The 17,262-nt window shown below is 45.4% G+C and carries 21 protein-coding genes; 7 read left to right on the top strand and 14 right to left on the bottom strand.

The window, feature by feature from the left end; translation table 11 throughout:
- The 13 genes from BLP80_RS06705 to BLP80_RS06645 all read right to left on the bottom strand — a co-directional run.
- Positions 1-365, bottom strand: a 365-nt coding sequence (locus tag BLP80_RS06705) for a transposase (RefSeq protein WP_143002245.1), incomplete at its 3' end; no start/stop codon positions are given.
- A gap of 187 nt (positions 366-552) precedes the next feature.
- Positions 553-1,344, bottom strand: a complete 792-nt coding sequence (tatC, locus tag BLP80_RS06700) for a twin-arginine translocase subunit TatC (RefSeq protein ID WP_090541582.1) — start codon at positions 1,342-1,344, stop codon at positions 553-555.
- 193 nt (positions 1,345-1,537) lie between these two features.
- Positions 1,538-1,951, bottom strand: a complete 414-nt coding sequence (gene tatB, locus BLP80_RS06695; protein ID WP_090541579.1) for a Sec-independent protein translocase protein TatB — start codon at positions 1,949-1,951, stop codon at positions 1,538-1,540.
- 123 nt (positions 1,952-2,074) lie between these two features.
- A complete protein-coding gene (gene tatA, locus BLP80_RS06690) occupies positions 2,075-2,308 on the bottom strand; it encodes a Sec-independent protein translocase subunit TatA (RefSeq protein WP_090541578.1) in 234 nt (77 codons plus the stop codon).
- A gap of 3 nt (positions 2,309-2,311) precedes the next feature.
- On the bottom strand, positions 2,312-2,683 hold the full coding sequence (locus BLP80_RS06685) for a histidine triad nucleotide-binding protein (RefSeq protein WP_090541577.1): 372 nt from the start codon (positions 2,681-2,683) through the stop codon (positions 2,312-2,314).
- Positions 2,684-3,013 carry a phosphoribosyl-ATP diphosphatase gene (locus BLP80_RS06680; RefSeq protein ID WP_090541575.1) on the bottom strand — a complete coding sequence of 110 codons (330 nt, stop codon included), beginning with the start codon at positions 3,011-3,013 and terminating at the stop codon, positions 2,684-2,686.
- Positions 3,013-3,399 (bottom strand): phosphoribosyl-AMP cyclohydrolase, encoded by a 387-nt coding sequence (gene hisI / locus BLP80_RS06675; protein ID WP_090541573.1) that lies wholly within the window; start codon positions 3,397-3,399, stop codon positions 3,013-3,015. Before hisI ends, BLP80_RS06680 begins: the two co-directional genes overlap by 1 nt.
- 44 nt (positions 3,400-3,443) lie before the next feature.
- Positions 3,444-4,220: an imidazole glycerol phosphate synthase subunit HisF gene (gene hisF / locus BLP80_RS06670; protein ID WP_090541603.1), complete on the bottom strand. Its 777-nt coding sequence runs from the start codon at positions 4,218-4,220 to the stop codon at positions 3,444-3,446.
- A 91-nt stretch (positions 4,221-4,311) separates the two neighbouring features.
- Positions 4,312-5,058: a 1-(5-phosphoribosyl)-5-[(5-phosphoribosylamino)methylideneamino]imidazole-4-carboxamide isomerase gene (hisA, locus tag BLP80_RS06665; protein WP_090541571.1), complete on the bottom strand. Its 747-nt coding sequence runs from the start codon at positions 5,056-5,058 to the stop codon at positions 4,312-4,314.
- A gap of 79 nt (positions 5,059-5,137) precedes the next feature.
- A complete protein-coding gene (gene hisH / locus BLP80_RS06660; protein WP_090541569.1) occupies positions 5,138-5,788 on the bottom strand; it encodes an imidazole glycerol phosphate synthase subunit HisH in 651 nt (216 codons plus the stop codon).
- 27 nt (positions 5,789-5,815) lie between these two features.
- The gene (gene hisB / locus BLP80_RS06655; RefSeq protein WP_090541567.1) at positions 5,816-6,403 is read right to left on the bottom strand and encodes an imidazoleglycerol-phosphate dehydratase HisB; all 588 of its coding nucleotides are present in this window, start codon (positions 6,401-6,403) and stop codon (positions 5,816-5,818) included.
- A gap of 31 nt (positions 6,404-6,434) precedes the next feature.
- Positions 6,435-7,523: a histidinol-phosphate transaminase gene (gene hisC / locus BLP80_RS06650; protein ID WP_090541565.1), complete on the bottom strand. Its 1,089-nt coding sequence runs from the start codon at positions 7,521-7,523 to the stop codon at positions 6,435-6,437.
- A 347-nt stretch (positions 7,524-7,870) separates the two neighbouring features.
- The gene (locus BLP80_RS06645; protein WP_090541563.1) at positions 7,871-8,164 is read right to left on the bottom strand and encodes a hypothetical protein; all 294 of its coding nucleotides are present in this window, start codon (positions 8,162-8,164) and stop codon (positions 7,871-7,873) included.
- 696 nt (positions 8,165-8,860) lie between these two features.
- On the opposite strand from BLP80_RS06645, the gene BLP80_RS06635 reads away from it, so the two are divergent.
- The 7 genes from BLP80_RS06635 (at position 8,861) to BLP80_RS06605 (ending at position 15,657) form a co-directional block, all read left to right on the top strand.
- Positions 8,861-10,072: an ATP-binding protein gene (locus tag BLP80_RS06635; protein ID WP_090541559.1), complete on the top strand. Its 1,212-nt coding sequence runs from the start codon at positions 8,861-8,863 to the stop codon at positions 10,070-10,072.
- Between the two features lie 230 nt (positions 10,073-10,302).
- Positions 10,303-10,959, top strand: a complete 657-nt coding sequence (locus BLP80_RS06630) for a response regulator (RefSeq protein ID WP_090541557.1) — start codon at positions 10,303-10,305, stop codon at positions 10,957-10,959.
- Between the two features lie 267 nt (positions 10,960-11,226).
- Positions 11,227-12,240 (top strand): hypothetical protein, encoded by a 1,014-nt coding sequence (locus tag BLP80_RS06625; protein WP_090541555.1) that lies wholly within the window; start codon positions 11,227-11,229, stop codon positions 12,238-12,240.
- A 110-nt stretch (positions 12,241-12,350) separates the two neighbouring features.
- On the top strand, positions 12,351-12,713 hold the full coding sequence (locus BLP80_RS06620; RefSeq protein ID WP_090541553.1) for a hypothetical protein: 363 nt from the start codon (positions 12,351-12,353) through the stop codon (positions 12,711-12,713).
- A 177-nt stretch (positions 12,714-12,890) separates the two neighbouring features.
- Positions 12,891-13,463 (top strand): C39 family peptidase, encoded by a 573-nt coding sequence (locus BLP80_RS06615; protein ID WP_256324984.1) that lies wholly within the window; start codon positions 12,891-12,893, stop codon positions 13,461-13,463.
- A gap of 20 nt (positions 13,464-13,483) precedes the next feature.
- On the top strand, positions 13,484-13,981 hold the full coding sequence (locus BLP80_RS06610; protein WP_090541549.1) for a hypothetical protein: 498 nt from the start codon (positions 13,484-13,486) through the stop codon (positions 13,979-13,981).
- A gap of 437 nt (positions 13,982-14,418) precedes the next feature.
- Positions 14,419-15,657, top strand: a complete 1,239-nt coding sequence (locus BLP80_RS06605) for a hypothetical protein (protein ID WP_090541601.1) — start codon at positions 14,419-14,421, stop codon at positions 15,655-15,657.
- 110 nt (positions 15,658-15,767) lie between these two features.
- Here the strand turns inward: BLP80_RS06605 and BLP80_RS06600 are convergent, their stop codons facing one another.
- Entirely contained in the window at positions 15,768-17,249 is a 1,482-nt protein-coding gene (locus BLP80_RS06600; RefSeq protein WP_090541547.1) for an FGGY family carbohydrate kinase, read from the bottom strand.
- Positions 17,250-17,262 lie beyond the last annotated feature (13 nt).

Raw genomic sequence — 17,262 nt, 5'->3', positions numbered from 1 at the left:
ATGGCCTGCGGCTTCTTGCCGGCAGCTCCCGCACTATGCTGATGCGCTTTAACGTAGCTGCCATCAATAAATTCCCATTCCCATTCCCATTCCCATTCCCATTCCCATTCCCAATCCGGATCAATAATCAGCGCCTTGAAAACTCTGCTCCACTTGTTAGTGGATGACCAAGCATTGAATCTCTTATAGATGGAATTCCAGCATCCAAAAATCTCGGGTAAGTCCCGCCACGGACAACCAACCCGCATTCGGTATAGCACACCCTCCACCGTCATGCGCAGATTGCGCTTGTTATAAATCGCTTCTTGAAGCAGAATCTTCTCCAGCTTCGGCCAGAATTCATCGGTGAGCATCAGTCGGGGCATCGTAAACTCGTTTTGTGGGGGGGTGTAAAAATCTCTCAATATTACGAGTTTACTTCGATTTATGAAATACTTACCTCAAAACGTCAACAGACCCTAGCGGTGCGAGTAAGAAAACATGAGAAAGAGATCAATGCGTAATTACGAGCAACCCTATTACGTTGCGTAGCATTCTCGAAACTTGGCACGCCTAATCGTCTTTTACTTTTATAGCGGGCCTATTTGCATTGTTTATAAATTGCTGATCTGAAGCCGGATTAGTCGGATTAGCCGGCTTACTTGATAAACCAGCGAGAAATATACCCAATTCGTAAAGCAAATAGAGGGGAATGGCCAGCAGAAACTGCGAAACTACATCAGGGGGCGTAAAGATCGCGCCTATCACAAATGCGCCCACCAGAACATAATGACGCACTTGTTTCATTTTTTCCAGCGAGATGACGCCTGTCCGAACCAGCACTACGACGAATACAGGGACTTCAAAAGTAATGCCAAAGGTGAGAAACATGGTGAGGACAAAACCAAGGTATTCGCCGATATCGGTCATGACCGCCACTCCTTCAGGAGCAAAATAAATAATAAACTCAAATACCAGGGGCAACGCGGCAAAATAAGCAAATGCCATACCGATGAAAAACAATAAGCTGCTGCCAATAACGAGTGGCAGAAACAGGCGCTTTTCATGAGAATACAGACCAGGCGCTACAAAAGCCCAGATCTGATAAAGCGTGTGCGGCAAGGTCATCACAAACGCAGTCATCAGCGCCACTTGCATAGGTATAAAAAAAGGCGTCGCTACTGCTGTGGCAATCATCTGCCCACCTAATGGAAGTTTCTCCAACAAAGGCTGCGCCAGTATTGTGTAGAGATCACGTGCAAAATAGGCACAGGGCATAAAACCAAGTACCAACCCAGAAAATACACGAATCAACCGGGTACGCAATTCCACCAGATGTGAAATAAAGGTGTTCTCCTCATTCATCCTAGATTCCTTAATTGGGTGAGATGGCGTGTGAAATTTATAGGAAAGATTGAAATATTCATAATGTTAATGCTCGAATGAGCCATCAACTGAGGAATCTAGAGGTTATACGTTCATGATGAATCAGACCAGGTGAATAGACATTGTTAATGCTTGCCACACTGAAGCAATCAATAAAAAGTGTAATGTTTTTTTAGGGCACTATGCTGTTTTTATTTGATTCTGAGGTCTGTTGTGGCAAGGAAGATTGACTCTGAGCAGCAAGTGTATTGTCTATAGGCGCGCTAATCTGCTCGAATCCAGGCAATACGGTTTTTGTTGTTTTTTCTGCCGCGCTCAAATCTGTAGCTGCCTGTATTTGATCAAACTCCTTCCTCACTGATTGTTCGATGGAGTCTGTCGTTTCCTGTACGGAATTTTTTAAACGCCTTAATTCATCAAGCTCTATTTCGTGCCGGATATCATTCTTGACATTATCGACATACCGTCGCACGCGTCCAAGCAGGTGCCCTATCGTACGCGCTACTTGAGGAAGGCGTTCTGGTCCGATTACGATCAGCGCCACAATTAAAATGACGAGCATTTCTGCAAAGCTGACATCAAACATCTCTCATTCCCTCCCACGATACTCCTCTTCCGAAGGAGTGATACCGGAAGGAATCGCTAATTTGTATTCCTTCATTGATAGTAGTTTCACTGATATTGCCTGCCTTATGGCGGCGCAGTGATATTATAGCTTAGTCTCGTTTTTCTCTTTGACTCCTGCTTCGACAGAGTGGCTGGTGATTTGCTGAGACTGAGAGGGGGGAGAAGTATTATCCTCCCCGGCATCTTTCATGCCTTCCTTGAATCCTCTGACCGCATTACCAAGATCACTGCCCAGATTCCGAAGCTTTTTCGTGCCAAAAACCAGGACGATAATCGCTAGCACTACCAGCCAATGCCAAATGCTAAATGTTCCCATTGCTTATCCCTCGCTCAATGTTGATTGCCCATGATGAATCATAGTGGGCAAACGATCTTTTCCTCCAATGACATGGATATGAAGATGAAATACTTCTTGCCCGCCTACTCGTCCAGTATTGATAATTGTGCGAAATCCGCTCTCACAGCCCTGCTGCTTCGCTATCTGAGGAACCCGCCATAACATCTTTCCCAATAGCTGTTGATCTGTCTCGCTCACATCATACAATGAGGCAATATGTCGCTTGGGTATCAACAGGAAATGGACTGGTGCAGCCGGATGGATATCATGAAAAGCAACAAGCTCCTGGTCTTCATACACTTTTCTGGCGGGAATTTCTCCCCCTATAATTTTGCAAAAAATACACTCTTCCATTTATTGCCCTGTTTTACGCGATAGTTTTTCTTCAATACCAGAAATACCTTCCCGTCGCTCCAATTCGTGCAGCACATCTTCAGGTTTTAATCCATGATGCGCAAGTAACACAAGACAATGAAACCACAAATCTGCGATTTCATAAACAAGATGCGTTGTATTCCCGTCTTTTGAAGCCATGATAGTTTCTGCGGCTTCTTCGGCAATTTTTTTGAGTATTTTGTCCTGACCGCTGTTGAGTAGTTTTGCAACATAAGAATGGGAAGAATGCGCGCTTTTACGTGCCTCGATAGTTTCGGCCAGGCGATCAAGGATGCATAAGTCGGCCATTACTTGTAGATCTCCACAGGATCCTTCATTACGGGCGCTGTTACCACCCATTGATCTTCTTCCAGTTTATTGAAAAAACAACTCTGTCTGCCTGTGTGGCATGCAATCCCTCCCACTTGCTCCACGGAAAGCAATATCACATCTTCGTCACAGTCCAGGTAAATCGCTTTTACTTTCTGGACATGGCCGGATTCTTCTCCTTTTCGCCAAATCTTTTTGCGGGAACGCGACCAATAAACAGCTTCGCCTGTCTCAGCAGTCAATTTGATAGCGTCTCGATTCATCCAGGCAACCATCAGCACTTTACCGCTCTGTTCATCCTGTGCAATGACAGGCACCAGTCCATCCGCAGACCAGTTTATTTTATTAAGCCAAGTATCTGACATAAATGCTCATCCTGATAAGATATCACTGTAATTTTATTTAAGTATTACAGACGCACTTCAATTCCATGTTTTGCTAAATATTGCTTGGCTTCCTGGATGGTATGCTGGCCATAGTGGAAAATACTGGCCGCCAATACCGCATCAGCACGACCTTGCAGGATACCATCAACCAGGTGATCCAGGGTGCCTACCCCGCCACTAGCAATCACCGGCACGTCTATTGCATCTGAAATGGCACGAGTCAAGGCCAGATCAAAACCGTGGCGTGTGCCATCTCTGTCCATGCTGGTCAGTAAAATTTCACCTGCACCCAGTGCCTGCATTTTTTTGGCCCATTCAATAGCATCGAGACCTGTTGCGTTACGGCCGCCGTGTGTAAACACCTCCCAGCACGGATTATTGTGCTTGTCATCTATGACTTGTTTGGCATCTATGGCGACAACAATACACTGGGAGCCGTAATGGCTGGCTGCATCTTCTACCAGCTGCGGATTGAGTACCGCAGAAGTGTTGACACTCACTTTGTCAGCGCCTGCATTTAACAACCGGCGGACATCCTCGACTTTACGCACTCCCCCGCCCACAGTTAGCGGAATAAAGACTTGAGCCGCCACTTCTTCAACAATGTGCAAAATCAAATCGCGATTATCGGAACTGGCGGTGATATCAAGAAAAACAAGCTCATCAGCGCCCTGCTCGTCATAGCGACGAGCTATTTCCACAGGATCGCCTGCATCTCGCAGCGAAACAAAATTAACGCCCTTGACAACGCGCCCATTGTTGACATCAAGACACGGAATAATACGTTTGGCAAGACCCATGAACCCAGAAACCTTTACAATATGAAATACCAATAAGGACGAAACATGTGAACAGACTTGAATTCCATTCTCGACATCATGTTATTTTTCGCTACACCATTGTACTCAGTTTGTCAGCCAATAATTGCGCCTCTTTAAAATCCAGCGTACCTTGATAGATAGCTCGACCAGTAATCGCGCCCATGATGCCTTCTGACTCAATCTCACACAGCGTCTTAATATCATCCAGATTGGTAATTCCACCACTGGCAACGACTGGAACAGTCAGTTTCCGTGCCAAGGCTATGGTTGCCTCAATATTGACACCCGTAAGCATGCCGTCACGGCCAATGTCAGTATAAATAATCGCTTCGACACCATAGTCTTCAAACTTTTTCGCTAAGTCCACGACATCGTGGCCAGTGACCTTGGACCAGCCATCCACCGCCACCTTACCATCTTTGGCATCAAGTCCTACCATAATCTGACCAGGGAAAGCATAACACGCATCATGCAGAAACCCAGGGATTTTCACCGCAGCTGTTCCGATAATGACATAAGTAATGCCGCTATCCAAATAGCGTTCGATGGTTTCCAGATCGCGAATACCACCGCCAAGTTGAATCGGGATATTCCCGTCAATCGCCTTGACAATGGCACGAACAGCTGGCTCATTCTTCGGTTTACCAGCAAATGCGCCATTTAGATCGACTAAATGTAATCGGCGTGCACCTTGCTCCAACCAGTGCTGGGCTATAGCGTCAGGGTTTTCAGAAAATACCGTTGCGTCATCCATAACCCCTTGTTTAAGACGTACGCACTGTCCATCTTTGAGGTCTATTGCGGGAATAATCAGCATATGTTGTCAGGATAAATAATTGAGAATAAAAGAACCGGACTGAAAAAAAACCATATGTAGTGAATTGGATTAGATTGTACTAATAACTGGAATGCGGTTCCCACTTGGCAAAATTACTTAATAACGTCAATCCCGCCAGGTGACTTTTTTCCGGATGGAACTGAACAGCAAAAATATTATCCTGAGCGATTGCGCAAGTAAACGGGGTAGGGTAACGCGTGTAGGCAGCCGTTATTTCCCGGTTGTCTGTTTCCACATAGTAGCTGTGAACAAAATAAAAACGCGCATCATTGGCAATACCATCCCATAAGGGATGCTGGATTATTTGGCACACTTGATTCCAGCCCATGTGAGGAACTTTGAGCTTGTTTCTATCAGAATCTATCATCGCATCATGCGAAAAGTGGCGCACTTTGCCAGGCAAAATGCCTAATCCCCTAACATTTCCTTCTTCACTTTCATCAAACAGCATTTGCAGACCGAGGCAAATACCGAGAAAAGGTTTATCCCTGGCGGCTTCCAGCACAACATCCTTTAATCCGCGAGTCGTTAGCTCATGCATGCAATTAGGCATCGCGCCCTGCCCTGGCACGACAACGCGTGACGCTTTTTGTACAACGGATGGATCACTGGTTACAACAATAGAAGCCGTGGGTGCGACATGCTCAAGAGCCTTGGATACTGAACGTAAATTACCCATTCCGTAATCAACAATGGCGATATCAGTCATACTTGATTTGAGAAAAATTGATAAAGTTTACAAAGAACCTTTTGTGGAAGGAATGAGATCGGCAGCACGAGGATCTGCTTCTAAAGCCACGCGCAAGGCACGTCCAAAAGCCTTAAAAATGGTTTCTGCCTGATGGTGCGCATTATTGCCCGAGAGATTATCTATGTGCAAGGTGATCATGGCGTGATTAACTAAACCCTGAAAAAACTCGTGTATCAGATCGACATCAAATTCACCAATACGTGCGCGCGCAAATTCGACATGGAATGCCATTCCAGGGCGACCCGATAGATCAATCACCACTCTTGACAATGCCTCATCCAGCGGCACATAGGCATGTCCGTAGCGGCGTATGCCTTTCTTGTTTCCAATTGCTTGGACCAGTGCCTGCCCCAACGTGATGCCAATATCTTCTACAGTATGATGCGCATCAATATGTAAATCGCCTTTTGCCTTTATTTTCAGATCGATCATTCCATGACGTGCGATCTGATCAAGCATGTGATCGAGAAAAGGTAGGCCGGTATCGAACATCACCTCACCCCTACCATCCAGATTGATCTCGACAGCAACTTGAGTTTCCAGCGTATTACGAGTAACTTGGGCTTGACGCATAGAGAAATTCTGTTTCGTGAATTATGTACGATCAGGCGAGTAGCAACGGCCTTTCAAGGATGCGGCGCAGTGTTTTACAGAATTGCGTATTTTCATCAGAAGTACCCACCGTGACGCGCAGGCAATCTTTTAATAATGGATGTGTACCATCAAGATTCTTGATTAATATACCGTGTTGCTGAAGTTCTTGAAAAATCCGGCCGGCCTCATTGAGACGAAATAAAACAAAATTTGCATCCGATGGAAAAACTTCAATACTCCCCATCGTTGCCAGACGGGCTCTCAAAATAGTACGCTCTGCTTTAATCGAAGCAGCCTGCTCCAGTAATATATCATAATGCTGAAGCACTCTCTCTACAAGCAGTTGCGTCATGATTCCTACATTGTAAGGCAAACGCAGCTTTTCCAATTGCGCCAGCCATTCAGGTCTGCCAACCAGTAGCCCTAATCTTAATCCAGCCAATCCTAATTTTGAGAGCGTCCGCATCAGCAACAAATTAGGGTATTGAGTGAGTATATCCATGAAAGTTGCATCAGCAAAAGCATGATAGGCTTCATCGACAATGACGATACCAGGTGTAGCCTCAATAATACGGCAGATTGCCTCAGCATCAAACAAATTACCACTTGGGTTATTGGGATAAGCCAGAAAAATAACTGCGGGCTGGTGTTGGGAAATAGCAGCCAGCATGGCATCCAAATCGAGAGAAAAATCAGTGGCTAATGGCACCCCCACGTAACTCATTCCACAAAAAGTAGCAATGATGCGAAACATGGCAAAACCCGGGTCAACCCCCATTAATACTGCTCCTGGTTTAGCCGTGGCAAGAGCGATGATCTGAATAATTTCATCCGATCCATTTCCCAGCATAATCGCCATTTCGGAAGGAATGGACAGCGTATCTTTTAACGCAACCTTCAGTGATGCAGCACCAGGATCGGGATAACGATTAATATGGGCATCCTCCGCTAATTGAGAAATCTCTTCGCGCAGGATCAAGGGTAACGTATAAGGATTCTCCATTGCATCCAGTTTTATCATGCCCTTTGCAGGAGGAACGTGATAAGCAGAGAGCGCAAGAATTTCCGGACGGATGATACTCTCGAGTAAATTGGACATGCTATTTGATCAAAACAACTGTAGGTCTAGGCTTGAAAAACAGGAAATTGTGTAAAGTATTTTTGTGTAAAGTATTTGGTTGCAGCAAGTTAAATGGAAAATCGATATCGACCAGCTGATCGTGTTACATAAATTAAACTGCCCGCTTTAACGGAAAAATAATCATTCATCATCCAATTTCTCTGCTCTTTCTTCTCTTATTAGATAACGCTCTTCATTCTATTCTCAGATGGGAGGTATCACCAATTTTAATATACAAAGTTTAACACACACGATCAGAAACCAAAGCATTAAAAAAGCTTTTATGCTCCTGAATTATTCAATGACGATGAATCAATCCGTCCTTTTTATAATGAATCATTATCTTTTTTCTCTTGCCACGTTATATACAAAAAAACACCCACAATGACTGCAACGGGGAAAATCACATAATAACCAAGCGCATAAGTTGCATCCGTATCCTGCCTCGCTGGCAGAGGGCTACTCATAATTTTATAGCCATGGAATACCGCCACAAAAAATACACCCACCAACCCTGCTATTCGACGATTGATTAAAATCCGGCCGGCTATCAGATTAAGTCCATGGATGGCAAAGTATCCAAGGAAATAAATAGCTGTATAAAAAATTAGAGCACCCATCGAGATCTATAGATTTAAGAGTTTGTCGGATAAATTAAATAGACTACCAAATCTCTTTCACTTGGCGATGATACCTAAATACTTGATCAATAATCAACTTATATTCCTCCGCTGGACGAGTTCAAGTGTGTAGTTTGGCCGCAAGCTCGAATAGTGATGTCACTGTTAGCGCCCGCCTTATATTCCAATCACTCTTTCCGCTTGTCACAATGACCAGAATATTGCACGGAAATACTTACCCATATACTTTTATCTATCGCCTAAATAACAACTAATGCAAGTATCCTATTTACAATCATGTATTCAGGCTTCCTTAATTCGTGTTTGAAGCGCCGCTACCACACATACAAAAAACTTAAATATGGTAGCGCACGACACCTATTAGGACAAAAACCACACGTAATGTTTTGCTCACGACTAAACAATCAGAAACTACTTGTCTTGTCACCAAGCACCCTTATGATTGGGCAGATCAAAGTAAAGAAGTCACGCTACTTCTGCCCGCAAACGTCAGCGCAGTCACTACCTGGCAAAAAATACCTGGCACAACACCAAGACAGCCCCCCCCCTGCACAGGAGAGGGATCACTACAACATATTGCAGAACAAAATAGATAATCTAATCGCTTTTGCTATTATGGAAAGGGAGATAAACGGATAATCTAATCGCTTTTGCTATTATGGCAAGGGAGATAGCATGAATGAAAAGCATGATTCCATGAAAACTGATGACAGCGAAGTTTACAGCAAGATAGCGCTCCTCACCGAACTGCAAGCACATCAGACGGAATTAGAGATCCAGAACTGTAAGTTTAAGGATATGCAACAACAATTGGAAGCAATGCGCAGCCGCTATGCCGATCTCTACGATAATGCCCCTGTAGGTTATCTTACACTGGATAAAGCCGGGAATATTCTGGCAATCAACCTGACCGGATCATCTATCCTGCTCGGCAAGAAGCGCGCCTCCATTTTGAACAAATCTTTCTTAAGCTACATTGTTCACGATGACAATCACAGATTCCTTAGCCATCTGCAGAAAACTTTTAACTCTTCCCATAACGTCGTCACCGAGCTAAGAATCAAAGGAGCCCTCAATAAGGTAATCCACATACGCCTGGAAAGTTTAGTCGCAAAAGATACTGACACCTGCCGCACGGTAATGACCAACATTAACCTTGTTAAAGAAAAGCGGCATCTCGACCAAGAGTTGCTGGATGGAAGCCGTCGACTGATGCAGAATCTGTTCAAAATGCAGGAAGAAGAACGACGCTTTCTTGCGCGAGAACTGCATGATGAATTAGGCCAATGGCTTACCGCCATTCACGCGGAAACAGAAACGATTGCCTATTTCTCCGATCAAGATTCCACCATCTATACCAGCGCTCAAGCCATTAAACGATGCGTAAAAAAAATGCATGAAGTAATGCACGATATGCTGCGCCAATTACGCCCTACTCTATTAGACACGCTTGGGCTCGAAGATGCTCTACTTGAATTAAGAGAACAGTGGATTACACACAACCCCCATATTATTCTTAAACTCAAATTCGAAGGCACCTTGGACAAACTCAATGAACATACCAATATCACCATATTTCGCATTGTTCAGGAGGCCCTCAACAATGTCCGCAATCATGCCCAGGCTACCCGAGTTCTCATCCGCTTGAATCGTAAAACTGGCACAACCGCCGCAGATGATATTTTGTCGCTAAGCGTGAAAGACAACGGCAAGGGTTACAATGTCAATCAAATACCCACAGGACTGGGACTGCTGGGAATACGTGAACGAGCCATCGCTTCAGGTGGCAAATTTTCTGTGCGTAGCACTCCAAATCATGGAACACAAATTCACGTCAAACTGCCGCTCGACTCCTCAAACAGAAGGAGAAAAACTGATAACCTTTAACCCGAATATTTCATAAATTCGGGTTATTGTGTAATTAAGGAATTTCCTTAGATAAAAATAAGCTCTACCCTTATTCTATAACTGCGCCCAATGCCCCAAAATATATTCAAATTATCCAAACAAGAGCACTCGCAATGAGAAGTACAGTGGGTCTGCTTAATCAAGCCCAGCAGTGAATGCTGTTTAAAATTCGCGTTAGTTCTCACTGAAACAGCAGGAGGGTTCGAATTGTGAGAGAAAAGCCAATTACGGTGCTACTCATCGATGACCATCCAGTCGTGCGCAATGGATATCGTCGTCTACTTGAAAGCACCTCGGATATTCATGTCTTAGCCGATACCGATAATGGAGAAGCCGGCTGCAGCCTTTATCAAGAATATACGCCCGATGTGACCATTATTGATCTAAATCTGGACAAGCAGGGTATAGATGGCCTGGAAACCATTCATCGCATCAAAACAAAAAATCCAGCCGCCAATATTCTGGTATTCAGCATGCACAGCAATGAAATCATGGTCCAACGCGCGTTAAAGATGGGTGCAACAGGCTATATCACCAAGCAAAGCAACCTTGAGCAATTGCTAAAAGCAGTCCGCCAGGTGAGCCAGGGTCGCGTCTATATCGATCCGGAATTGGCTTCAAATTTACTGACCGACAAAGTGCTCGGAAAATCCTCCGAGAATCCTTTGCATGTTCTTTCCAAGCGTGAATTTCAGTTATTCAAACTGTTAGCAGAAGGGAACTCAGTGGCGCAAATTGCGGAAATGATTTCTATCAGCCCTAAAACTGTTGGTGTCCATCAGGCAAGTATCATGAAGAAGTTAAAATTGCAGAACACCTCTCAGCTTGTTCGCCTCGCCATCAGCTGTAAGGTTATTCACGCGTAACACTTTGTTCTACAACGTCTCGCAACCTCAGGTTGCAGCCAGTTAGCGCATTTTTCTTATTACCGTCGAAAATAGAAAAGCATCAGTTCGTTCGCGACTGAAATAAGTGCTTTCAATTCATTTTTAAAGAATTTCCCTATATAAAATTAGAGCCTTTGCTTATTCCTTTATTTCATGCGCCCCATGAGAATATGAGACACCTAACTTAAACATTCGTTTTAGTGTGGTGAAATCAGGATTAGTCAACTTTTATCAAGGAGAACTAAAATGAATCAATTCAGCAAAAAAATTATCGCTGCAAGCATCGTGTTTGCTTTTGGGGTAGCAGGTAATGCTTTGGCCAATCCAAGTATCACTGAGGGAGATACCAATCCTTCCGGTAGCGCAGATAATAGTGGCTCAACGGCCATAGATAACAATGTGAATAAAACCGCTACTGCCAATAATGGTCAAACCGGTCCGGGCACGATCGCGAATGAGTATGCAACTGCAAGCGATAGCTCCAATAACTCGGATAACTCCAATAACTCCGATAACTCTAATCACTCGGACAACTCTAACAACTCCGATAACAGCGCTAACAATTCTACTAACGATAGCCAGAATCCCGACAGCTCTGTCAACAACAGCAACAATACTGCCGATAGCAACAATCCCAACAGCTCTACCAACGACAGCAACAACACTGCCGATAGCGGCAATGATAACAGCTCCGCAAGCGCTAGCGCACAAGGCTCAGCAGCGGCTAACGGCGCCAGCACTGCATCGGTAGACAACAGCGACAATAGCGACAATAGCGACAACAGCGATAACAGCCTCGCAGACGCCAGCGCGCAAGGTTCAGCAGCGGCTAATAATGGCGGCACTGCCACTGCATCGACTGATAACACCAACAACAGCGATAACAGCACCACGACCGCAAATGGCACAGGATCGGCCGCTGCCAACGGCGGCACTGCAACCTCCAATTACAGCGATAGCAGCGATCACAGCGCCACGACTGCGAGTGGCTCAGGAACGGCAGCCTCCAATCATGGCAATGCAACCGCCACCTACTCGGTCAATAATTCAGCACTGGAAGGTACGGTTACCGGTGCGGGAGTCTCCATTGCATTGGGTAATCCAGATGACAGCGGCGCTAGTACTTACACCGCCAGCAATAACATCGACAATGCCTTCAATGGTGCTGCAGGCATCAACCAAGCCGTTCAGAATCACGGCGCCAATGCCTTGGCACAACAGCAAGTGTCTTTCCAAGGCAACGTGAATGTCAACCCTTAATAACTAACGTTGTAAGCAGCATTACAGCGCTTTAGTGAGAGAAAGGATGCCGGTGAACCGCTTCCGTCGCCGGCATCCTGGGAAAAAAATGAACGAAGGGGGTTATTAAGATGGTTTCATTTATAAAAAGCAGCCTGCTTCTTCTGTTTGTCTTGACATTGTCTATCCATACTGCCAAGGCATCTTCCAGCCAATCTGATGATGCATTACCTTTTTCATTAGCTGAAGCTGTACCCGATAATGATCTTGAAAACGCACGAGGCCGTGAAGGCATCGATATCACCGCGATAAATAACATGAATGTGCAAGCCACCTTAACGGGTAATGTAGCAAACAATAGCGTCACTGGAACGAATATTATTGACCACGGCGCATTTGCGGGTTCTGGCGGCATGTTTTCCGTGATTCAAAATAGCGGCAATAACGTGATTATTCAGGACTCCACTATTGTGAATGTAACTATTGTGCCCTAATGCCGATATTTTAATATACTCATTCAACTATTCAATTCTGATATGAAACCTCTCTTTGCTCGCTGCGTTGCGTTCCTCCTGTCTGCATTTTGCAGCACTGCTGGCGCCAGCTCCCTTGACCTGAATGGCATCGCAGGCGGAGGAAACTACAATGTCTCAGTAAAGAGTTTCGCGGAAATGAAGTTTAGTACTGTTTATAAACAACAGTATGATTTTAGTTGCGGTTCGGCGGCATTAGCGAGTTTGCTTACTTTTCATTATGGCGACGGCGTGAATGAGCAAAGTGTATTCACGGAGATGTTTCAACATGGCGAGCAGGAAAAGATCAAGAAGCTGGGTTTTTCCTTACTGGATATGAAAAACTATCTGCAACGACGAGGCTACCGGTCCGATGGGTTCAAGATTAATTTAGATCAGCTCGTGGCCGCTAACAGTCCCGCCATTACCATTATCAACGCAAATGGCTATTTACATTTCGTGATTATCAAAGGCATTACTGCACAGCGTGTCCTGGTGGGCGATCCAGCTAAAGGCGTCCATATTGTACCGCGCGACGAATTTGAAGCAATGTGGGAAAAACGTATCCTGTTTTTAATCCATGCGGATGAAAGCATCGGTACGGGAAATTTCCAGAGTCAGAAGGAATGGGCCGCTCGCCTGGCGCCACTGGGGGATGCCATTGATCGAAGCAGTTTGGCTGAATATCATGTTTTAATACGCGGGCAAGTGCCTGGTCCTTTTGATTTCTAATTTATTGCAGGATGTTAAATATGAGCACTTATAAATTAGACATTCCCCCGAAAAACTCCAAGACCTTATCTCTATTCATCACTGTTGTATGCCTAACCATTGCCTGCCAGGCATCGGCAGATGAATCATCAGTCAGATCTGTCTCAATTGATGCCTATGATAACTGGCCCCGGGCGACTGACGGTGAATTAGCGCAACAAAGAGGCGGATTTATGCTCCCCAATGGAGTAACGATAGATTTCAGCTTTGAAAGAATTATTTCCTTGAACGGCGTCGAAACTTTTTCTTCCTTCTTGCAATTTCCCGAAAATGGCTTGCTGCTGCAGAATGGCAGCCACAACATGGCGTCTGATCTAGCTGTCTCGGGTTTGGGCAATGTGATCCAAAATAATTTAGATGATCAAGTAATCAAGACTATCAATGAAATTAACATTGAGATCGGCAATCTGCAGAATATTGGATTACATCATAGCCATGGTCATGGCGGCATGAATATGATTTTACCCGTTTTGCATTAATAATTTTAGGGTGTTAGCCCGAATATTTCATAAATTCGCGTGATGATCACGCAGGATTTTGATTAATAGGGAAGTTTTGAGAAAGAGGGGGGTAGTAATTCATACACTCGACTGAGCAAAATCTTTCTTATTAATCAGAAGGCAAGTGAGGACACGCGCCAATTTATGAAATATTCGGGTTAGATGCCTCAACCGGATACAAAATCTTCCCAGCAAGCTACATGCATAGCAAAAAACTTTCATTATAAGCATGCCCCTCCTCAAAATACAGAGCAGAACTTGCCCTAATATCCCTTTTTTCCTAGTTACAGCGTTCTCATCGGGCTTTATAATGCAACTCACCTTATATGCAAGAAGTGCTGTCAACTTAATCAAAAATGAAAAAAAAACACGAGCTTTATTTTTTGAATGGAATCATCAGATGCTTTATTTTTATCATGTGTCTTTTTTTCATAAATGGCAGCTACGCCGAAACAAGCAAGTCCGAGGATTCATTAGCGCACTACCGACAACTTCTTGCTGAGCAGGAAAAGAAATTTGAAAGACAGCGTCAATTACTTGAAGAGCAAGGCAAGGAACTGGAGCGCTTAAAAAAACACCTGGATGCGCTATCCAAACAATCCCCTCCCCCATCGGATCAGTCAAAGCCATCAGCCCAAACCAGTGCTATAGCGAAGCAAAAAGAAGACACACCCAAAGCATTACCGAATCAAATACCCTCGGGGCCAGTCGGTCAAGCCCCCCCTGTATCGAAAGAACCAGCACGGCCTCCAGAGATGCCCAGGCTGAGTGAAACGGTAGGAGGTGTTTTAACCAAAAAAGGCAACATTATTATTGAACCGGCCCTGGCATATTCTTATTCCGATAACAATCGCGTATTTCTGGATGCTTTTACTTTTATACCGGCCATTGCGGTCGGTCTCATCGATATTCGCGACATTACCCGGCACAGTCTTTTTGCCAGCCTTGGACTACGCTATGGGGCGACTAGTCGTCTGGAACTGGAAGCCAGGGTTCCTTATGTATATCGTGCTGATATCCAGCGTTCCCGCCCTGTTAGTATCGGTTCCAGCATTAATGAAACGTTCAACGCAACCGGAAATAATATCGGTGATGTTGAGCTGACAGCCCGTTACCAGCTTACCGATGGCTCGAGTGGCTGGCCTATTTTGGTGGGTAATATGGTCACAACGATACCCACAGGAACAAGTCCCTTTGATATCAAATTTGTTGAATCACAAGAAGTCCCCGGCGCTGTATTCCCAACAGAAGCCCCAACAGGATCAGGTTTTTTTAGCTTTCAACCAAGCGTTACCGCGCTTTATCCAACCGATCCAGCGGTATTCTTCAGCAATCTCCAATATACCTACACCCTGGAGACTGATGGGAATGCAGGTAAGGTCGATCCGGGCGACGCAGTAGGGATGACTTTTGGTATGGGATTTAACATTAATGAACGATCATCCTTTAACTTGGGATACTCTCATAGACATTTCTTTAATACCCGGGTAAATGGCGATAAAATCAGCGGTTCCGCGCTGGATATTGGACAAGTATTACTGGGTTATGCATTCAGATATTCCCAGCGAACCAACTTTAATTTGTCCATCGGTATCGGTGCGACCGACAATGCACAAGATGCAACCCTTACCTTCAGAGTACCGATAACCTTTTAATTCCGGAATGGCTGCAACGCCGTATTCGGGCATGCAGTAAATTTATTAGCGAAATTTTGTTTTTTATCGGCTCTAAGGAATCCAGGGCATCAGAACCAGGTTACACAAGATCACTCAGAACGATCAAAATCTCCTTTATCCTTTATTTTCTTTTCCAGAATAGCGAGAAATCGGCGATATCGCCCATTTAGCCCTGAATCTTGCGCATCAGATTCTCTGCATGGCCAGAAGCAGGTTTCCTGCAAAACCGGCCAGTCTGCTGGCTTACCAGCGGCAAGCCAGGCAATACCTCGCGCTGTCGCTTCTACCAGCACCGGTCGATGAACGGTTAATCCGGATAAGTTAGCCAATTTCTGACAGAGCGCGTCCGATTGCGCTAAACCACCGCTAATGACTAAATGTTGGTGTCCATTCCCCGTTTCTGTCAATGCCTCTAAATTAGCCTGAATCAGAAAAAGAATGCTTTCGGTAACCGCAACCAGAATGTGGACAGATGGCGCGCTCACAAGCGCATTTCCCTCGAGATCAGTTAGCTGAGGCTGCGAGCCTTCGCTCCACCAGGGCGATCCCAATCCACTGATACTGTTGATAAACAGCGGTGGCTCATGAATCGTCATCAATCCCTGTTCAAGCTGCTGGTACACATCAGGGATATGCCAATGCACACCAGCCCAATCCAAGGCGCTGCCTGCATTATTTACGGTTCCTTCCAGCGTATAACTAGTCTGTGCCGCATGGCTATCTGCTATCCCGCTCAGCAACCTGGGATGACGATATAACGTTTTACCCGTTGGTTGCAGTATAAAAGCACCGGTTCCTATATTGACCAATATTCTGCTCTCCGCAAGTGTAGTGGCCGCAAAAAGTGCGGCGCTCTGATCACCGTTGACCGCCGTCAAGGGAATACCGTAGCCAGCCAAGTGACCATATTCATAGCGGACAGGACAACACAGCGGAAGGATGGAGGGAGGAATTCCGAACAACTGCATTAACCACGGATCCCAGTCGCAATCCGTCAGATTCCATAAAAGGGTACGCGCAGCATTGGCATGATCAATAACAAAGGGGGCCTCCTCAAGCACATGATGGAGTAAAAAGCTCGCCAAGGGACCCAGCGCAAGGCGGGATTGCTGTTCTGCTCTGATGACGGAGGAAAGTGTCTGCCTTAGCCATTGCAATTTGCTGACGCCATAGTGCGGCGAAAGGCGTAGGCCCGTACGTTGCGCGATAGCTTGCGCGTAAGGAGCAAACGAACTCAGCCAAGCTGCAGCACGGCGGTCTTGCCAGCTGAGTACAGGACTCAAGGCCTGGCCAGTTTTTCTGTCCCAGGCAAGCACGCTTGAACGCTGCGTGGCTAATCCTGCCCGATTGATCATGAGCGCATGCTTTTGGGCATAACGCCTAGCCTCGGCGATGACCTGCCGAACGGAGCTCAAAATCTCATCGGGATTCTGCTCAACCTCCGTTGGACTACGCGGGTATAACGCAATTTTTTGGGTGAATGTTGCGACGGCCTGCCCCGTATCGTCAAATAATAACGCACGCGTCATATGCGTACCCTGATCGATAGCCAAAGTATGAGAGCGATGCATCACCACAGAATAT

It is taken from the genome of Nitrosomonas sp. Nm132 (assembly GCF_900100485.1).
In the GTDB taxonomy this organism is placed as follows: Bacteria; Pseudomonadota; Gammaproteobacteria; order Burkholderiales; family Nitrosomonadaceae; genus Nitrosomonas.
The sequence above is the reverse complement of the archived record's forward strand: the minus strand, read 5'-3'. Positions and strand labels throughout refer to the sequence as shown.